The 17,303-nt window shown below is 69.7% G+C and carries 13 protein-coding genes; 1 reads left to right on the plus strand and 12 read right to left on the minus strand.

Features of this window, described 5'->3' with window-relative positions; translation table 11 throughout:
* From AB0H56_RS30880 to AB0H56_RS30910, 7 genes are all read right to left on the minus strand, one after another.
* Positions 1 to 938: AMP-binding protein (locus tag AB0H56_RS30880; RefSeq protein ID WP_357170000.1), on the minus strand; the 938-nt coding region annotated here is incomplete at its 3' end.
* 73 nt (positions 939 to 1,011) lie between these two features.
* Entirely contained in the window at positions 1,012 to 2,646 is a 1,635-nt protein-coding gene (locus tag AB0H56_RS30885) for a cation acetate symporter (RefSeq protein WP_357170003.1), read from the minus strand.
* Positions 2,643 to 2,999 (minus strand): DUF485 domain-containing protein, encoded by a 357-nt coding sequence (locus AB0H56_RS30890; protein WP_110041723.1) that lies wholly within the window; start codon positions 2,997 to 2,999, stop codon positions 2,643 to 2,645. The genes AB0H56_RS30885 and AB0H56_RS30890 overlap by 4 nt, the downstream gene beginning before the upstream one ends.
* Positions 3,000 to 3,150: 151 nt before the next feature.
* Positions 3,151 to 4,905: a cation acetate symporter gene (locus tag AB0H56_RS30895; protein WP_357170007.1), complete on the minus strand. Its 1,755-nt coding sequence runs from the start codon at positions 4,903 to 4,905 to the stop codon at positions 3,151 to 3,153.
* A gap of 160 nt (positions 4,906 to 5,065) precedes the next feature.
* Positions 5,066 to 5,431: a hypothetical protein gene (locus AB0H56_RS30900; protein ID WP_357170010.1), complete on the minus strand. Its 366-nt coding sequence runs from the start codon at positions 5,429 to 5,431 to the stop codon at positions 5,066 to 5,068.
* Positions 5,428 to 6,225, minus strand: coding sequence for a LytTR family DNA-binding domain-containing protein (locus AB0H56_RS30905; protein WP_357170013.1), 798 nt, complete (start codon positions 6,223 to 6,225; stop codon positions 5,428 to 5,430). The genes AB0H56_RS30900 and AB0H56_RS30905 overlap by 4 nt, the downstream gene beginning before the upstream one ends.
* Before the next feature lie 149 nt (positions 6,226 to 6,374).
* Complete coding sequence (locus AB0H56_RS30910; protein ID WP_357170016.1) at positions 6,375 to 7,556, minus strand: histidine kinase; 1,182 nt, start codon at positions 7,554 to 7,556, stop codon at positions 6,375 to 6,377.
* A 239-nt stretch (positions 7,557 to 7,795) separates the two neighbouring features.
* Between AB0H56_RS30910 and dnaE the strand changes: the two genes are divergently transcribed.
* A complete protein-coding gene (gene dnaE / locus AB0H56_RS30915) occupies positions 7,796 to 11,383 on the plus strand; it encodes a DNA polymerase III subunit alpha (RefSeq protein WP_357170019.1) in 3,588 nt (1,195 codons plus the stop codon).
* A 63-nt stretch (positions 11,384 to 11,446) separates the two neighbouring features.
* Here the strand turns inward: dnaE and AB0H56_RS30920 are convergent, their stop codons facing one another.
* From AB0H56_RS30920 to AB0H56_RS30940, 5 genes are all read right to left on the minus strand, one after another.
* Positions 11,447 to 11,908: a pyridoxamine 5'-phosphate oxidase family protein gene (locus AB0H56_RS30920; protein ID WP_357170022.1), complete on the minus strand. Its 462-nt coding sequence runs from the start codon at positions 11,906 to 11,908 to the stop codon at positions 11,447 to 11,449.
* 101 nt (positions 11,909 to 12,009) lie between these two features.
* Complete coding sequence (gdhA, locus tag AB0H56_RS30925) at positions 12,010 to 13,359, minus strand: NADP-specific glutamate dehydrogenase (protein WP_357170025.1); 1,350 nt, start codon at positions 13,357 to 13,359, stop codon at positions 12,010 to 12,012.
* A 69-nt stretch (positions 13,360 to 13,428) separates the two neighbouring features.
* The gene (locus tag AB0H56_RS30930; protein ID WP_357170028.1) at positions 13,429 to 15,147 is read right to left on the minus strand and encodes a hypothetical protein; all 1,719 of its coding nucleotides are present in this window, start codon (positions 15,145 to 15,147) and stop codon (positions 13,429 to 13,431) included.
* 226 nt (positions 15,148 to 15,373) lie between these two features.
* Entirely contained in the window at positions 15,374 to 16,567 is a 1,194-nt protein-coding gene (locus AB0H56_RS30935) for a Cmx/CmrA family chloramphenicol efflux MFS transporter (RefSeq protein ID WP_357170031.1), read from the minus strand.
* 78 nt (positions 16,568 to 16,645) lie between these two features.
* Entirely contained in the window at positions 16,646 to 17,218 is a 573-nt protein-coding gene (locus tag AB0H56_RS30940) for a TetR/AcrR family transcriptional regulator (protein WP_357170034.1), read from the minus strand.
* Positions 17,219 to 17,303 lie beyond the last annotated feature (85 nt).

The raw sequence follows: 17,303 nt of genomic DNA on the forward strand, positions 1-17,303 counted from the left end.
ACCCAGCCGATGTCGGCGGTGCACCAGTAGACGTCGGTGCCTGCTTTGTGGTCGAAGACGTTGTGGTGGGTGTAGGCGGTTTGGGTGAGGTAGCCACCGCTGGTGTGCAGGATGCCTTTGGGTTTTCCGGTGGTGCCGGAGGTGTAGAGGATGAACAGGGGGTGTTCGGCGGGGAAGGGTTGTGCTTCGTGCGAAGGCGAAGCGAGCGCGACGGTTTCGTCCCACCACAGGTCCCGCACCTCGGTCCACGGCACGTCCAGCCCGGTCCGCCGGACCACCAGCACGTGCTCGACGGAGGTCGGATCCTCGCCGAGGGCCTCGTCAACCGCCGACTTCAACGGTGCGGGCTTGCCCCGGCGCCACTGCCCGTCGGTCGTCACGATCAACCGGGCCCGCGCGTCGTCGACCCGCTGGCGCAGCGCGCTCGGCGAGAACCCGGCGAACACGACCGAGTGCGTCAGGCCGAGTCGCGCGCAGGCCAGCATCGACACGATCGCCTCGGGCACCATCGGCATGTAGATCGCCACGCGATCCCCGGCCACCAGTCCCAGCGCGGTGAACGCGTTCGCCGCGCGCGAGACCTCTTCGAGCAGTTCGCGATAGGTGATGTCGCGGGAATCGCCCGGTTCGCCCTCCCAGTGGATGGCGACCTGGTCGCCGTGGCCGTCGAGGACGTGGCGGTCGAGGCAGTTGTAGGCGACGTTGAGCTCCCCGTCGGCGAACCAGCGCGCCACCGGGGCGTCGGACCAGTCCAGGACCTGGGCGAACGGGGTGTGCCAGTGCAGCCGGTTCGCCTGCTCGGCCCAGAAACCGTCACGATCGGTCTGCGCGCGCTCGGCGAGCGAGGCATCGGCATTGGCCTGCGCCACGAACGCCGCGGGGGGCGGGTAGCTGCTCGCGTGGTCGGGGCGGGTGGGGTCGGTGACGGCACCGGTCACGGGAAATCTCCTTCGAACTACAGGGGTAGAACCCGGGCCGGTGGCGGGACCACCGGCCCGGGCAGGGCTGGTATCAGTGCGAGATCGCCTTCTCCGCACCGACACCGGTGAGCGAGCGGACCTCCATCTCCGCGGCCTTGGCGGTGTCGACCTGCTCGCCGCGGCCACCGAGGTAGGTGCCGACGATGCCGAGCACGAACGCCAGCGGAATCGAGACGATGCCCGGGTTCGACAGCGGGAACCAGTGGAAATCGGCGCCGGTGATCATCGAGGTCTTGGTGCCCGACACCGCCGGGGAGAACACGATGAGCACGATGGTCGAGATCAGGCCGCCGTACATCGACCACAGCGCGCCGGTGGTGTTGAACCGCTTCCAGAACAGCGAGTACAGGATCGTCGGCAGGTTCGCCGCCGCCGCCACCGCGAAGGCCAGCGCCACCAGGAACGCGATGTTCTGGCCGTTGGCGAGGATGCCGAGGCCGATCGCGAGCACACCGATCACCACGGCGGTGATCCGCGAGACCCGCACCTGTTTGCGCTCGTCGACGTTGCCCTTCTTGATCACGCTGGCGTAGATGTCGTGGGCGAAGGAGGCCGAGGCGGTGATCGTCAGGCCGGCCACCACCGCGAGGATCGTCGCGAACGCCACCGCCGAGATCACTCCGAGCAGGATCACGCCGCCGAGTTCGAACGCCAGCAGCGGCGCCGCCGAGTTCTGGCCACCGGCCGCCGCGAGGATCTTGTCCGGGCCGACGATGGCCGCCGCGCCGTACCCGAGCACCAGGGTGAACAGGTAGAACGCACCGATCAGGCTGATCGCCCAGACCACCGAGCGCCGCGCCTCTTTCGCGGTGGGCACCGTGTAGAAGCGCATCAGCACGTGCGGCAGACCCGCGGTGCCGAGCACCAGCGCCAGACCCAGCGACAGGAAGTTCAGCTTCGAGGTGTCGCTGCCGCCGTACTGGGCGCCGGGCGCCAGCACGTCACGCGCCGCGACGGCCTTGTTGGTCGACTCGCTCACCGATTGCTGTGCGGCGCCGAGGATGTCGGAGAAGTTGAAGCCGAACTTGGCCAGCACCAGCACCGTCATCAGCGCGGCGCCCGCGATGAGCAGCACCGCCTTGATGATCTGCACCCAGGTGGTGCCCTTCATGCCGCCGACCAGCACGTACACGATCATCAGCACGCCGACGATCGCGATCACGACCGATTGCCCGGCGCGCGAGGAGATGTCGAGCAGCAGCGCGACCAGGCCGCCCGCGCCCGCCATCTGCGCGAGCAGATAGAACAGCGACACCGTCAGCGTGGTCAGCGCGGCCGCGGTGCGGACCGGGCCCTCCTTGAGCCGGAAGCTGAGCACGTCGGCCATGGTGAATTTGCCGGTGTTGCGCAGCATCTCGGCCACCAGCAACAGCGCCACCAGCCAGGCGACGAGGAAGCCGATCGAGTACAGGAAGCCGTCGTAGCCGTAGACGGCGATCGCGCCCGCGATGCCGAGGAAGCTGGCCGCCGAGAGGTAGTCACCGGCGATGGCGATGCCGTTCTGCGGGCCGGAGAAGCCGCGTCCGCCGGTGAAATAGTCGGCGGCACTGGCATTGTTGCGGCTGGCCCGGATCACCACGACCATGGTGACCGCGACGAACAGCGCGAAGATGGCGATATTGGCGATGGGATTACCCACCGTCGTATCCGCGGCGAGGATGCTCACGCGCGTCCCTCCTCGAGAGATTCGCGAATGGCCGCGGCGCGCGGGTCCAGCTCACGATTGGCGAAACGGACGTAGAGCCCGGTGATGAGGAACGTGGAGACGAACTGCCCGAGGCCGAGCAGCAGGCCCACGTTGATGTTGCCGAAGACCTCGGTGGCCATGAAGTCGTGCGCGTACGCGCCGAGCACCACATAGCTCAGGTACCACAGCAGGAACAGCGCGGTCATCGGGAAGACGAAGCGGCGCAAACGAGTACGCAGATCCTGGAACTGCGGGCTCGCCTGCACGGCGAGCCATTCCTCGGCACTCGGCGTGCGCCGGTCGGGCGCTTCTTCGGTGTCGGTTTCGGTCATGCGGGGTGTTCCTAGCGTGAGGAGTGTGATGCGTGCAACGACCGTAAGACGCGGCGTGGGGCCGCAGAATGGTGTGGCCTGGGTCACTCGGCGAAGGTGGCCACTCGTGCGGTGAACGGTCGCTGTGGCGCGACGAACGGTCGGCCGAAGATCACCGGTTCGCGGCGGTCTCCGGCTCGCGATCGGCGCTCATCCCGAGCCGCTCGGGCGCGTGGATGCGCAGGAAGATCCCGGCGATCGCGCGCGTGTCCTGCTTGCTGGTCAGCAGGCTCACCACGATCGTCACGGCGAACGCCAACGGCACGCTGACCGCGCCCGGATAGTCGACGATCGCCGCGGCCCAACCGTCCGCCAGCTCGGGGGAGACGCCGCCGAGCACCGCGAGCACGGTCGCCCCGCCCGCGGTGACACCGCCGGTGAGCAGTCCGCTCGCCGCGCCCGCCGCGGTGAGCCCGCGCCACCAGATGCCCAGGACCAGCAGCGGGCACAGCGTCGAGGCCGCCACCGAGAACGCGAGCGCGACCGTGCGGGACAGATCCAGGGAGGCGACGGTGAGCGCCAGCGTCAGCGGGACCAGGCCCGCGACGAGCGCGGCGGCGCGGAAGTCGCGGATCCGGCCGCGCAGCACGTCGGTACTGAGCACGCCGGCCAGGCTGACGAGCAACCCGGACGAGGTCGACAGGAACGCCGCGATCGCGCCCGCGGCGGCCAGCGCCGCGAGCAGCTGCCCGCCGAGCCCGCCGAGCACCGCGCCGGGCAGCAGCACCACGGCCGCGTCGGAGGCGCCGGTGATGAGCAACTGCGGCACATACAGCCGGGCGAAGACGCCGAGCAGGATCGGGAACAGGTAGAACAGGCCGACCAGGCCGATCACCGTCAGCGCGGTCCGCCGCGCCGACGGACCGTCCCGGTTGGTGTAGAAGCGCACCAGCACGTGCGGCAGGCCCATGGTGCCGAGGAAGGTCGCCACGATCAGCGAGAACACCTGGTACTGCGGGTGTTCGCCGCCGAATCCGCCGCCGGGCGCGACCCAGCCCGCGCCGTCGGCGGGCGCGCCGGCCACCACCGGCACCGCCGCGCCCGCGTCGAGGACGAGTTCGGTGCCCGCGTCGAGGGTGTGGTCGCCGGGGGTGAGCAGGACCGGCCCGGCCTCGGCGCGTCCGTCGAGGGTGCCGTGCACGGTGACCTGCTGGGAGACGTCGAGGTGCACCACCACATCGGTCGAGATGTCCACGCTGGTGCGTTCGCCGACCGTCGACGGCGCCGGGGTGCCGACCGGCCGTTCGTCGGCGAGGAAATGCATGCCGAGCACCAGGGCGGGCACCGCGACCGCCGTCAGCTTCAGCCAGTACTGGAACGCCTGCACCATGGTCACCGATCGCATGCCGCCGCCGATCACGTTCACGAGCACGATCGCCCCGACCGCGACGGCCCCCACCCACGAGGGCGCGCCGAGCAGGATGTGCAGGGTGAGCCCCGCGCCCTGGAACTGCGGGATCAGATAGACCGCGCAGACCACCACGACGAGCCCGGCGGCCATGCGCCGCAACCGGATCGAGCCGAGCCGGAACTCGGCGAAGTCGGGGACGGTGTAGGCCCCGGAGCGGCGCAGCGGCGCGGCGACGAACATCAGCAGGCCCAGATAGCCCGCGGTGAACCCCACCGGATACCAGAGCGCGTCGGCGCCGTACTTGGCGATGAGCCCGGCCACGCCGAGAAAGGAAGCGGCCGAGAGGTATTCGCCGGAGATCGCGGCGGCGTTCCAGCGGGAGCCGACCGTGCGGGAGGCGACGAGGAAGTCGGAGGTGGTGCGCGACAGGCGAACTCCGTAGAACCCGATGCCGATCGTGGCCAGGGCCGCGAGCACCAGCGCGGTCACGGTGAGCGCGGGGTTGTCCGGGCTCATCGGGTGGCTCCGTGCCGGGGGAAGCCGGTCGTCGCGGCGGATGCGCGGAATCCACCGGGCCTGCGGACGACCGGTGTCGGGTGGGCAGTGCGCGGAGCGGCCTGCTGCGCGGCAGGCCGGGGCAATACGTGCCTCAGCGCGCCGCGGTGGTGGGCCGACATCAGTCCCCCGCCAATTCGAGGAAGTCGTCTTCATTGCGCTGGGCCAGGCGCACATACAGCCGTCCCACCGCGTACAACGCGGGGAAGGCGAACAGGCCGAGGATCAACCACGGCAGGCGCACGCCGAGCACGGTCGCCGCGGCGACGGCATCGATGCCGAACAGCACGGGCAGCGCGCCGAATCCGGCGATCACGATCAGCCCGAGGCGCAGGGCCAATCCCAGCTGTGCCCGGATCAGGCCACCGATCAGTGCCGCGCCGAGATCGGTCTGCTCCACCACTTCGGTGCGCGTGCGGACCTGCCGCGCGCCGCGTCGCTGCGCGAGTACCACCCGCTCGCGCTGCGGGCGTTGCGGGCCTGTCATCGCTGCGACCAGTTCTGGCGCGGGCCGTGCACCAGCCGCTGTTTGAGCTCACGCACCTGGCGCCTGCTCACGGGCAACTCCACCGCACCGGCGGCGCCTTCGGCGCGCAGGCACACCACCGTGCCGCTGCCCGCGCTGCGCATCCCGGTGACCAGCCGCAACGCCACCAGGTACGACCGGTGCACGCGCAGGAACCCGGCGTCCTCCCATCGTGCTTCGAGCGCCGAGAGCGGAATGCGCACCAGATGCGAGCCGGTGCCGGTGTGCAGCCGTGCGTAATCGCCGTCGGCCTCCACCCACGCCACATCGGCCCGGTTCACCAAGGTCGTGACCCCGCCGAGTTCCACGGGGATCACCTCGCTGGGATGCGCGGGTTCCGACGGAGCCGCCGCGGGCACCGCCACTCTGGTGGCGACGATCCGCCGCACCGCCTCCGCCAGCCGTGCTCCGCGCAACGGCTTGAGCAGATAGTCCACCGCGCCCAGGTCGAACGCGGCCACCGCGTGATCGTCGTGCGCCGTCACGAACACGACGGCGGGCGGCTCGGCGAACTCCGACAGAATCCCCGCCAGCTCCATCCCCGTGAGCCCGGGCATATCGATGTCGAGGAACACCGCGTCGATCGGGTGGGCCCGCAACAAGCGCAGCGCACTGGTCGACTCACTCGCCCGATGAATCTCCCCGACACCGGCCTGTGCGCTCAGCAGGTACACGAGCTCGTCGAGCGCGGGCTTCTCGTCATCGACAGCGAGCACCCGCAGCGCGGTCGGCGGTTCTTCGGTGGTCCAGGTCACAGCCCATCCATGGTAGCGGGCGGTCCGGATCGCCGAGAACCGTATCGTCGGCGGTGTCGCCGTCCGGCCACTCGCGGCCGCTGGAACGGTCGCCGAGGGACACGGAGGTCCCTGACCGGCCGGCCCCGTGCGTGTCCTCGCCCGGTCGATCAGGCGCGGATTCCGGCGCGGAATTTCGGGACACGCATGCTGACCTTGGTGCCCGCGCCGGGCGCGGTCTCGACGACGAGGCCGTAGTCGTTGCCGAAGGCGGCGCGCAGGCGGTCGTCGACATTGGCGAGGCCGACGTGGGCGGCTTCGCCGGTGCGGGCGGGGCCGGAGTCGGTGTCGACGGCGTCGAGGGCGCCCGAGCGCAGCAGCTCGGGGTCCATGCCGACGCCGTCGTCCTCGACGCTGATCAGGCAGTCGGTGCCCGCGTCGGTGGCGACGATGCTCAGCTGCCCGCCGCGTCCGCCGCCGCCGAGCCCGTGCCGGACCGCGTTCTCCACCAGCGGTTGCAGGGCCAGGAACGGCAGCACCACGCCGAGGACCTCCGGCGCGATCCGCAGGCGTACGTCGAGCGCGTCGCCGAAGCGGGCCTGTTCCAGGGCGAGATAGCGCTCGATGTTGCGCAATTCGTCGGCGAGGACGGTGAATTCGCCTGCGGCGCGGAAGGAATAGCGGGTGAAGTCGGCGAATTCGAGGATGAGTTCACGGGCGCGGTCGGGGTCGGTGCGGACAAACGAGGCGATCGTGTTGAGCGCGTTGTAGATGAAATGCGGGCTGATCTGGGCCCGCAGCGCCCGCAGTTCCGCCCGGTCGACCCGAGCGCGGGAGGCGTCCAGCTCGGCCAGTTCGAGCTGGCCGCACGCGTACCGCGCCACTTCGGCCGCCGCGCCGAGCATTCCCGGACCCGGCTGCCCGGTGGTCACCACGCCGATCGCCCCGATCGCCGCGCCCGTGTCGATCAGCAGCGGCTGGGCGATGAGCGTGTGCTCGTCGCCGGAGACCAGCACCGGGCGCTCGTCGGCGATGGCCCGCCGCGCCGCGTCGGCGAACGGCTCGATCATCCCGGTGTGCGCCCCGTCCCAGGCCAGCAGCGCCGCCTCCGCGTCGGCCACCCCGAGCGCCTCGGCGCCGGCCAGCCCGCGCAGATGCGGGGCCGCCTCGCGCGCCGACTCCTCGGTCAGCCCGCGCCGCAACGGCACCGCCGCCAGCGAGGCGGTGTGCAGGGCCTGGTGGACGGCGCGCTGCGCGGGCGTGGTCACCACCCGCTGCGTCCGCCGCCAGACCACGAGCGCCACGACCAGCACGATCACCGCCGCGACCACCGCGACCAGCGCCGTGGTCACCGCGCTGTCCTCGACTCGGCGGGACGCGCCCGGCCACGCTGCTGCTGCGACATGCGCCCGATTATCGCCGCTGCCGCACCGCGGGCGAACCGATCGCCACGAGCCCGGCCGGTACGGCCCCAACACGGACGCCGCGCAGGACTCGCCGGTGACGTTCGCCACGACACGCCGGACCGGTCCAGGGCGGGGCCGCACCGCCCGTGTGGCACGGGAAAAGTTGTCGTACCCCCGTGCATAGAATGCCAAGGCCAACCCCCGTCGACACCCTGGGAGGAAGGACCGTCTTGGCTCCGTCCGGATCGTTCGTTCACCTGCACAACCACACCGAGTACTCCATGCTCGATGGGGCGGCGAAGATCTCGCCGTTGTTCGCGGAGGCGGAGCGGCTGGGCATGACCGCCGTCGGCATGACCGACCACGGCAACATGTACGGCGCCTCGGAGTTCTACAACTCCGCGAAGAAGGCGGGCATCAAGCCGATCATCGGCATCGAGGCCTACATCGCGCCCGAGTCGCGGTTCAACACCAAGCGCGTGCAGTGGGGCGATCCCGGCCAGAAGAGCGACGACGTGTCGGGTTCGGGCGCCTACACCCACATGACCATGGTCGCCGAGAACGCGACCGGTCTGCGCAACCTGTTCAAGCTGTCGAGCCTGGCCTCCATCGAGGGCCAGCTCGGCAAGTGGGCGCGCATGGACGAGGAGATCATCGCCCAGCACGCCGAGGGCATCATCGCCACGACCGGCTGCCCCTCCGGCGAGGTGCAGACCCGCCTGCGCCTCGGCCACGAACGCGAGGCCCTGGAAGCCGCCGCGAAATGGCAGGAGATCTTCGGCAAGGAGAACTTCTTCCTCGAGGTGATGGACCACGGCCTGTCCATCGAGCGCCGGGTCCGCGAGGGCCTGCTGATGATCAGCAAGCAGCTCGACATCCCGCCGCTGGCCACCAACGACTGCCATTACGTCACCAAGGACCAGTCGACCAATCACGAAGCGCTGCTGTGCATCCAGACCGGCAAGACGCTGTCGGACCCCACCCGCTTCAAGTTCGACGGTGACGGCTACTACCTCAAGTCGGCCGAGGAGATGCGCGCCATCTGGGACGCCGAGGTCCCCGGCGCCTGCGACAACACCGAGCGCATCGGCGAGCGCGTGCAGTCCTACGACGAGGTGTGGGAACACCGCGACCGGATGCCGATCTTCCCGGTGCCCGAGGGGCACACGCAGGCCACCTGGCTGCGCAAGGAGGTCCTCGACGGCCTGGACCGCCGGTTCCCCGACGGCCCACCGCAGGAGTACCTCGCCCGCGCCGACTACGAGCTCGGCGTCATCTGCGAAATGGGTTTCCCCGCCTACTTCCTCGTCGTCGGTGACCTCATCCGGCACGCCCTCGACGTCGGCATCCGCGTCGGCCCGGGCCGTGGTTCGGCCGCGGGCTCGCTCGTCGCCTACGCGATGGGCATCACCAACATCGACCCGATCCCGCACGGTCTGCTCTTCGAGCGATTCCTCAACCCCGAGCGCGTGTCGATGCCCGATATCGATATCGACTTCGACGATCGCCGCCGCGGTGAGATGGTCCGCTACGCCACCGAGAAGTGGGGCAGCGACCGCGTCGCCCAGGTGATCACCTTCGGCACCATCAAGACCAAGGCCGCGATCAAGGACTCGGCGCGAGTCCTGTTCGGCCAGCCCGGTTTCGCCATCGCCGACCAGATCTCCAAGGCGCTGCCGCCGCCGATCATGGCCAAGGACATCTCGGTCTCCGGTATCACCGATCCCGAACACGAGCGCTACAAGGAAGCCGCCGAGGTCCGCGAGCTCATCAGCTCCAACCCCGACATCGCCAAGATCTACGAGACCGCCAAGGGCCTGGAAGGCCTGATCCGCAACGCGGGCGTGCACGCCTGCGCGGTCATCATGTCCTCGGAGCCGCTGACCGACGCCATCCCGGTCTGGAAGCGCGCCCAGGACGGCGCGATCATCACCGGCTGGGACTACCCGTCGTGTGAGGCCATCGGCCTGTTGAAGATGGACTTCCTGGGTCTGCGCAACCTCACCGTCATCGGTGACGCCCTGGAGAACATCAAGGCCAACCGCGGCATCGATCTCGACATGGATCACCTGCCGCTCAACGACCCGGCCACCTACGAACTGCTCGCCAGGGGCGACACCCTCGGGGTGTTCCAGCTCGACGGCAGCGCCATGCGCGATCTGCTGCGCCGCATGCAGCCCACCGGCTTCGAGGACATCGTCGCCGTGCTCGCGCTGTATCGCCCCGGCCCGATGGGCATGAACGCCCACAACGACTACGCCGACCGCAAGAACGGCCGCCAAGAGGTCAAGCCGATCCATCCCGAGCTCGAAGAGCCGCTGAAAGAGATCCTCGCCGACACCTTCGGCCTGATCGTCTATCAGGAACAGATCATGCAGATCGCGCAGAAGGTGGCCGGGTACTCGCTCGGTCAGGCCGACATCCTGCGCCGCGCCATGGGCAAGAAGAAGCTCTCGGTGCTGGAGGAGGCCTACGCGGGCTTCCGCGAGGGCATGCTCAAGAACGATTTCTCCGAACCGGCCATCAAGGCGCTGTGGGACACCATCCTCCCGTTCGCCGGCTACGCGTTCAACAAGTCGCACGCCGCGGGCTACGGCCTGGTGTCGTTCTGGACCGCCTACCTCAAGGCCAACTATCCGGCCGAGTACATGGCCGGCCTGCTCACCTCCGTCGGTGACGACAAGGACAAGGCCGCCATCTACCTCTCGGACTGCCGCAAGATGGGCATCACGGTGCTGCCGCCGGATGTCAACGAGTCCGAGCAGAACTTCGCCTCGGTGGGCAAGGACATCCGCTTCGGTCTGGGCGCGGTCCGCAACGTCGGCGCGAACGTGGTGTCCTCGATCATCGCGGCCCGCAAGGAGAAGTCGAAGTTCACCGACTTCTCCGACTACCTGAACAAGATCGACGCGATCGCCTGCTCCAAGAAGGTCACCGAATCGCTCATCAAAGCAGGCGGTTTCGACTCGCTCGGGCATCCGCGCAAGGGCCTGCTGCTGGTGCACTCCGACGCCATCGACGCGGTGATGTCGACGAAGAAGGCCGAGGCCATCGGCCAGTTCGATCTGTTCGGCGGGATGGACGCCGACGAGTCGGTGTCGTCGGTGTTCAACGTCAAGGTCCCCGACGAGGAGTGGGAGACCAAGCACAAGCTCGCCCTCGAGCGGGAGATGCTCGGCCTGTACGTGTCCGGGCATCCGCTCAACGGCGTCGAGCACGTGCTGGCCGCCCAGGTCGACACGCCCATTCCGGCGATCCTGGAAGGTGACGTCAAGGACGGCGCCCAGGTGACCATCGGCGGCATCCTCGCCTCGGTCAACCGCCGCATCAACAAGAACGGCCTGGCCTGGGCCTCGGCCCAGCTCGAGGACCTCACCGGTGGCGTGGAAGTGCTGTTCTTCCCGCAGTCGTACTCGGTCTACGGGATGGACGTCGTCGAGGACGCGGTGGTGCTGGTGAAGGCCCGCGTCTCCGTCCGCGACGACCGCATCTCCCTGATCGCCAACGACCTCGTGGTCCCGGACCTCTCGGCCATCGGCGTCGCCAAGCCGGTCTCGGTCGTCATGACCACCCGCATGTGCACGCCCGACAAGGTCCGCGAACTCAAGAAGGTTCTCTCCCGCCACCCCGGTACCTCCGACGTCCACGTCCGCCACGTCGGCGCCCGCGAGAAGACCACCCTCCTCAAACTCGACGACAGCTGGCGCGTCACCCCCTCCTCAGCCCTGATGGGCGACCTCAAGGCCCTCCTCGGGCCCGGCTGCCTGGGCTGAGCACCCCCACACCGCACCGCGCCCACCCGACCGGGAGTCAGGTGGGCGCGGTCTGTCGGTGCCTCACTCCGACGGGGAGCGGCGGACGGTGGAGAGGGGAGTGACCCAGGTGGTGGGGTCGGCGACGGGGAAGCGGCGGCCGGTGACCAGCGTGGGGACCAGGCGGACGAAGAAGTCCTTCGGGCCTGCCTGCCACGGGGACAGGGGGAGGTCGACGGTGTCCATCAGGTCGTCGATTTCCCGGATTCCTTCGGCTCGGCCTTTGACGACCACGCTCCAGGCCTGGTGGGACTCGGGGAGGTAGCCGTCGACTTCCAGGGCGACGGGGGCGTCCGACAGGGCAGCCGACATCTTGGTGCCGCGGGCGGTGCGGAAGACCAGGGTGCCGTGGTCGACCGCGTAGTTGAGCGGGAAGATGTCCGGGTGGTCGTCCACCCACACGGCGAGACGGCCGATGTCGCCGGTGCGCAGCAGCGCCCAGCATTCGTCGACGGCGAGTTCCTCGATGTTCGGGTCGTTTCCCATCGTGTGCGCCTTTCGGTCGTGGGTGTCCCGCCAACGCGCTGGTCCCAATCTAACCGCCCGGCCGCGGGGAACCGCCGATTTCCCGCCCGCCCGAGGGCTTCTCAGATCACGCCGAGGGCGAGCATCGCGTCGGCGACCTGGATGAAGCCGGCGATGTTGGCGCCCGCCTGATAGTTGCCCGGCACGCCGTATTCGTCGGCGGTGGCCAGGCAGCGGTCGTGGATGCCGCGCATGATCTCGGCCAGGCGCTCCTCGGTGTGCTCGAAGCTCCACGAGTCGCGGGAGGCGTTCTGTTGCATCTCGAGCGCGCTGGTCGCCACGCCGCCCGCGTTGGCGGCCTTGCCGGGGGCGAAGGTCGCCCCGGCCTCGTTGAACAGGCGCACCGCGTCCGGCGTGCACGGCATGTTGGCGCCCTCGGCGACGATCCGGCAGCCGTTGGCGACGAGCTTGCCCGCGGCGGTGCCGTCGAGTTCGTTCTGCGTCGCGCACGGCAGGGCGATGTCGCAGGGCACCTCCCACAGGGAGCCGTCGGCGATGAAGCGCGCGGTGCGCGGGCGGGCCGCGGCGTAGTCGGCGATCCGGCCGCGCTGGACTTCCTTGATCTCTTTGAGCAGGGCGAGGTCGATGCCGCTCTCGTCGACGACGTAGCCGCTCGAATCCGAGCACGCCACCACGGTGCCGCCGAGTTCGTGGACCTTCTCGATCGCGTAGATGGCGACATTGCCCGAGCCCGACACCACCACGCGCTGACCGTCCATGGACCGGCCCGCCGCGGCGAGGATCTCGTTGACGAAGAAGACCGCGCCGTAGCCGGTGGCTTCCCGGCGCACCTGCGAACCGCCCCAGGTCAGGCCCTTGCCCGTGAGGACGCCGGACTCGTAGCGATTGGTGATGCGCTTGTACTGGCCGAACAGATACCCGATCTCGCGGCCACCGACGCCGGTGTCACCGGCAGGCACATCGGTGTGTTCGCCGAGATGCCGGTAGAGCTCGGTCATGAACGCCTGGCAGAACCGCATCACCTCACCCTCGGAGCGGCCCTTCGGGTCGAAATCCGAGCCGCCCTTGCCGCCGCCGATCGGCAGCCCGGTCAGCGAGTTCTTGAAGATCTGCTCGAAGCCGAGGAACTTCACGATGCCCAGGTAGACCGAGGGATGGAAGCGCAGCCCGCCCTTGTAGGGCCCGAGCGCGGAGTTGAACTCGACGCGGAAGCCCCGGTTGATCTGCACGGCGCCGGAATCATCGACCCACGGCACCCGGAAGATGATCTGCCGTTCGGGCTCGCACAGCCGGCGGATCACCGCGGCGTCGGCGTAGTGCGAGTGCTTGGCGACGACGGGGCCGAGGCTGTCCAGCACCTCGTGGACCGCCTGGTGGAACTCGGCTTCGCCGGGGTTGCGGCGCAACACCTCGTCGTAGATGTCGCTCAGCTTCGCGTCCAGCACAGCCACCCGTGGACTCCTTGTCGTCGTCGTTCGCCTGCACCTCACAGGCTAGCCGCACGCGCGGTGAGGTCCGATTCAGCGGGGGAGGGTCTGGCCGGGGCGCAGGGTGTCGCCGCACTCGCCGGTCTTCTGGTAGTCCGCGAGCAGATGGGGCAGGACGGTGCCGGAGTACTCGCGCAGTTGTGCGAGCTGCGCCTCGTCGCGGACGACGTCCTTGCGGACCCAGTCCTCGTCGGAGACCGTCGGATCCTCGGAGCGATGGATCGGGTAGTAGTCCCTGGTCATGCGCGGGTCGACGGTGAGCCCGTTCGCGATCCAGTCGCCGTGCGTGTGCACGAAGGTGGGCTTGCGGTTCTCGAAGACGTAGTCCGCGAGGGTCGTGTCGGCCTCGCCCGCGAGGATGTCGGCGATCTTCGCTTCGGTGAGCCCGGCCATGTCGATCAGCCGCAGCCGCGAGGACATCGCGCTGCCACCCATGTCGGGCGCCAGCAGACTGCCCTGGTCGAGACCGATGATGTCGGCGTAGCCGTTGACGTACTGCCCGAACCGCGTGGCGATCCAGCACAGCGGCACATCCGCGTCGGCGCGATAGGCCGCGCCCGCGTCGGCCAGCGCGACCCCGGAGGGAAGCAGCGCGCCGGCCAGGGTGAGGGCGACCAGCGCCCGGCCCCGGGTGCGCAACCGGGTCAGCACCTCCGCCGCCGAGATCACCACGATCAACGCGGCAGGCACCCACACCGGGGTGGCGAACCGGAACTGCTTCATCCAGTCCGGCTCGAGCACGCAGTAGGCGACGATCGCCAGGATCAGCGGAACCAGCAGTGCGACAACCCCGTCCCGCCACCGGCTCGGCGTGGCCAGGGCGAGCCCGACCACGCCGACGGCCACGATCACCGCGGGCGCGCCCGCGTACTGCACGAGTTCCCCGGCCCGGGTCAGGTCGGACACGGTCGGCAGCGCCTGATTCTTGGCCACCGCCGTGTTCGCGACGAGCCTGCCGAATTCGGCGATGCGCCACAGCAGATACGCCCCGAACGGCACCGCGAACGCCACCCCGGAATACAGCACGTGCCGCAACGCGGTGCGCCACAGCGGCCGCCGCACCAGCACCACGGTGATCAGGGGGTAGGCGGTCAGATAGATCAGTCCGTCGGGCCGGGTCAGGGCCGCGAACGCCGCCAGCGCACCGGCGATCACCGCGACCGGCGGCGTCCAGAGGCGCTGATCCAGCACCGCCAGGAACAGGTGCACCGCCAGCACGCACGCTGTGAGGGCGAACAGCGAATTCTCCAGGCCGGAGAAGCACCAGATGACGAACGACGGGATCGCCGCCAGCACCACGGCGGTCGCGAAGGTCACCGCCGCGGGCCTGCGCGTGACGCGCCGCGCGGCGAGGTAGCAGGCGACGAGGATCCCGGCGCAGCACAGCAGCGCGATCGCCTTCGGGTAGAGCACATAGTCGGGAACGCCGAACAGAGCGCCGCGGTCGAACAGGCCCAGCCACTTGCCCACCACCAGCACCAGGAGCCAGGTGGGGTTGGAGAATCCTTCCACCGACTCCGCGCCGGGCTGCAGCACGGGACCGGCGCCGTCGGCGACATTGCGCGCGTAGGCGAAGGTGATGGCGGCGTCGTCGACGAGCCAGTTGCCGTAGCGCGTCGCCTGCCAGCCCAGGAGCAGGACGCCGCCGAGTACGGCCGCGAACGCGGTCCAGCGCGATCGATCCCGGTGCGGCGGTACATCTTCCGGAAGCTCGGCCAAGGTGTGCGGCCGCGCTTCGATTACCTCAACCATTCATCAGATCCCAAGTTCGAACGATATCGCCGGAGAACGCCAAAACCTTAGCTTCTCTAACGAGTAATGCCACCCGACGCCGTCGAGCTCGGGATGCGCGCCCAGCCCTCATCCGTGGCGCCGTGGCTCGCCACACACATCTACCCGCACGCGGCCGGGGTGGAAACCTCGGATCGAAAGAATCACGCGATCGTAACTTTTCCGGGCCCCGGCCGCGTGCGGGACGTCACGGCGCGACGGCGTGCACCGGGCGCGGATCCGGCCGGGTACCGGTGGCCGGACGACGGTCGAGCCGGTGGGCGAGGGCGACCACCGCGAGCATGGCCGCGCCGAGGGCGGCGCCGATCCAGCCGACCGCCGCGTAGCCGAAGCCGGCGCCGAGGGCGAGTCCGCCGAGCCAGGGTCCGACGGTGATGCCGACGTTGAAGGCGGAGAAGTTGGTGGCCGTCGCCAGCGTCGGCGCGTCACCGGCCAGGGCGAACACACGGGTGTTCAAGGCCGGGTTCGTGGCGAATCCGAAAGCGCCGAGCAGGAACACGAGCACGACCACGGGGACGGGGGAGTGCAGGGTCAGCGCCAGGGCGGCGGCGATCGCGGTCATGCCGCTCGCGCCGACGTAGAGGGTGCGGAACGGATGACGGTCGGAGGTGCGGCCGCCGAGGGTGATGCCGAGCAGCCCGCCGACGCCGTAGAGGGCGAGTATCAGCGGGATCCAGGTCGCGGAGACGGCGGTGGCGTCGGCGAGCAGGGCGCCGAGGTAGGCGAAGACCACGAAGGTCGAGCCGGTGGAGAGCGCGGTGGCGGTGTAGGACAACCACAGTCGCGGATTCGCCATGACCCGCAGTTCGTGATCGAGGCGCGCGACGGCGTCCGGCCGCCCGCCCGGGATCTTGGCGACGACGCCGATCATCGACAGCGCCGACAGCGCGGCCACCGCCCAGAAGGCCGCGCGCCAGCCGAAGTGCTGACCGATCACCGTCCCCGCGGGCACACCGACGATGGTGGCGATGGTCAGCCCGCCCGCGACGATGCCCATCGCCCGGCCGCGCAGAGTCGCAGGCACCAGGCTCACCGCCGTGGTCGCCGCGAGCGCCCAGAACCCGGCGTAGACGAACGCGCTCACCACCCTGGTGCCGAACAGGATCCAGTAGTCGCCGGTCAGTGCGCCGACGGCATGGGCGGCGACGAAGATCGCGAGGAAGGCCAGCAGGGCGTCGCGCCGCGGCCGGCGCAGGGTCACCACGGCGAGCAGCGGCGCGCCGACCAGCATGCCGAGCGCGAAGGCCGAGATGAGCAGGCCCGCACGGGGAATGGACACGCCGAGATCGGCGGACAGGTCGGTGAGCAGGCCGGCGAGCATCAGCTCGGAGGTGCCCTGGGCGAAGATCGACAGCCCGAGGATGTAGACAGCGGGAGGCATGGGTGGCCTTTCTCGATGTTTTAGATTGTTCGGTCCAAAACGAAGGCGCGACTCGGCGCCGAGTCGGAAGGGGGAGGTCTACAGGCAGCGCATGGCGGTTTCCGCGATCGCCTCGAGGGTGGCCCGGTCGGCGCCGCCGCGGGCTGCCACCCGCATGCCGCCGATGGTCGCGGTGAGGAACTGGGCGAGGTCGCGGGCGGTGCGCTCGGTGGTGATCTCGCCGGCGCGCTGGCCCTCGCGGAGGGTGGCGGTGAGCGCGTCGAGGCGGCGTTGCTGATCGGTCAGCAGTGTGGCGCGGACGGCGGGGTCGTGGGGGGCCAGCTCGATCGTGGAATTGACCACCAGACAGCCCGACGGGTCGTCGTCGGGTGCGTCGGCGACCTGGCGCAGGACGGCGCGCAGGCGTTCGCGGGCGGGCGCGTCGCCGTCGAGGATCGCGAAGATCGAGGCGTTCTTGGTCGTCATGTAGCGGCGCAGCGCGCGCTCGAACAGGTCGTGCTTGCTGGTGAAGGTGTTGTAGATGCTGCTGCGGCCGAGACCCGTTGCCGCGCAGAGGTCCTGGGTGGAGGTCGCTTCGTAACCGGCCGACCAGAAGGCGCGCATGGCGGCATCGATCGCACGGTCCTCGTCGAATTCCTTGGGGCGGGCCATGGTGGGACGGTAGCACGTTTTAGACAGGTTGGTCCAAAACTGGTGGGCGCGGGGTGATCGAAACCCGGCGGGGGACGGGCTAGCG

Source organism: Nocardia sp. NPDC050717 (genome assembly GCF_040654275.1).
Lineage (GTDB): Bacteria > Actinomycetota > Actinomycetes > Mycobacteriales > Mycobacteriaceae > Nocardia.

Coding starts and splice junctions, on each gene's coding strand:
- dnaE (WP_357170019.1), top strand. CDS start 7,796: ATGCCAAGGCCAACCCCCGTCGACACCCTGGGAGGAAGGACCGTCTTG.
- AB0H56_RS30930 (WP_357170028.1), bottom strand. CDS start 15,147: ATGGTTGAGGTAATCGAAGCGCGGCCGCACACCTTGGCCGAGCTTCCG.
- AB0H56_RS30895 (WP_357170007.1), bottom strand. CDS start 4,905: ATGAGCCCGGACAACCCCGCGCTCACCGTGACCGCGCTGGTGCTCGCG.
- AB0H56_RS30940 (WP_357170034.1), bottom strand. CDS start 17,218: ATGGCCCGCCCCAAGGAATTCGACGAGGACCGTGCGATCGATGCCGCC.
- AB0H56_RS30935 (WP_357170031.1), bottom strand. CDS start 16,567: ATGCCTCCCGCTGTCTACATCCTCGGGCTGTCGATCTTCGCCCAGGGC.
- AB0H56_RS30920 (WP_357170022.1), bottom strand. CDS start 11,908: ATGGGAAACGACCCGAACATCGAGGAACTCGCCGTCGACGAATGCTGG.
- AB0H56_RS30900 (WP_357170010.1), bottom strand. CDS start 5,431: ATGACAGGCCCGCAACGCCCGCAGCGCGAGCGGGTGGTACTCGCGCAG.
- AB0H56_RS30890 (WP_110041723.1), bottom strand. CDS start 2,999: ATGACCGAAACCGACACCGAAGAAGCGCCCGACCGGCGCACGCCGAGT.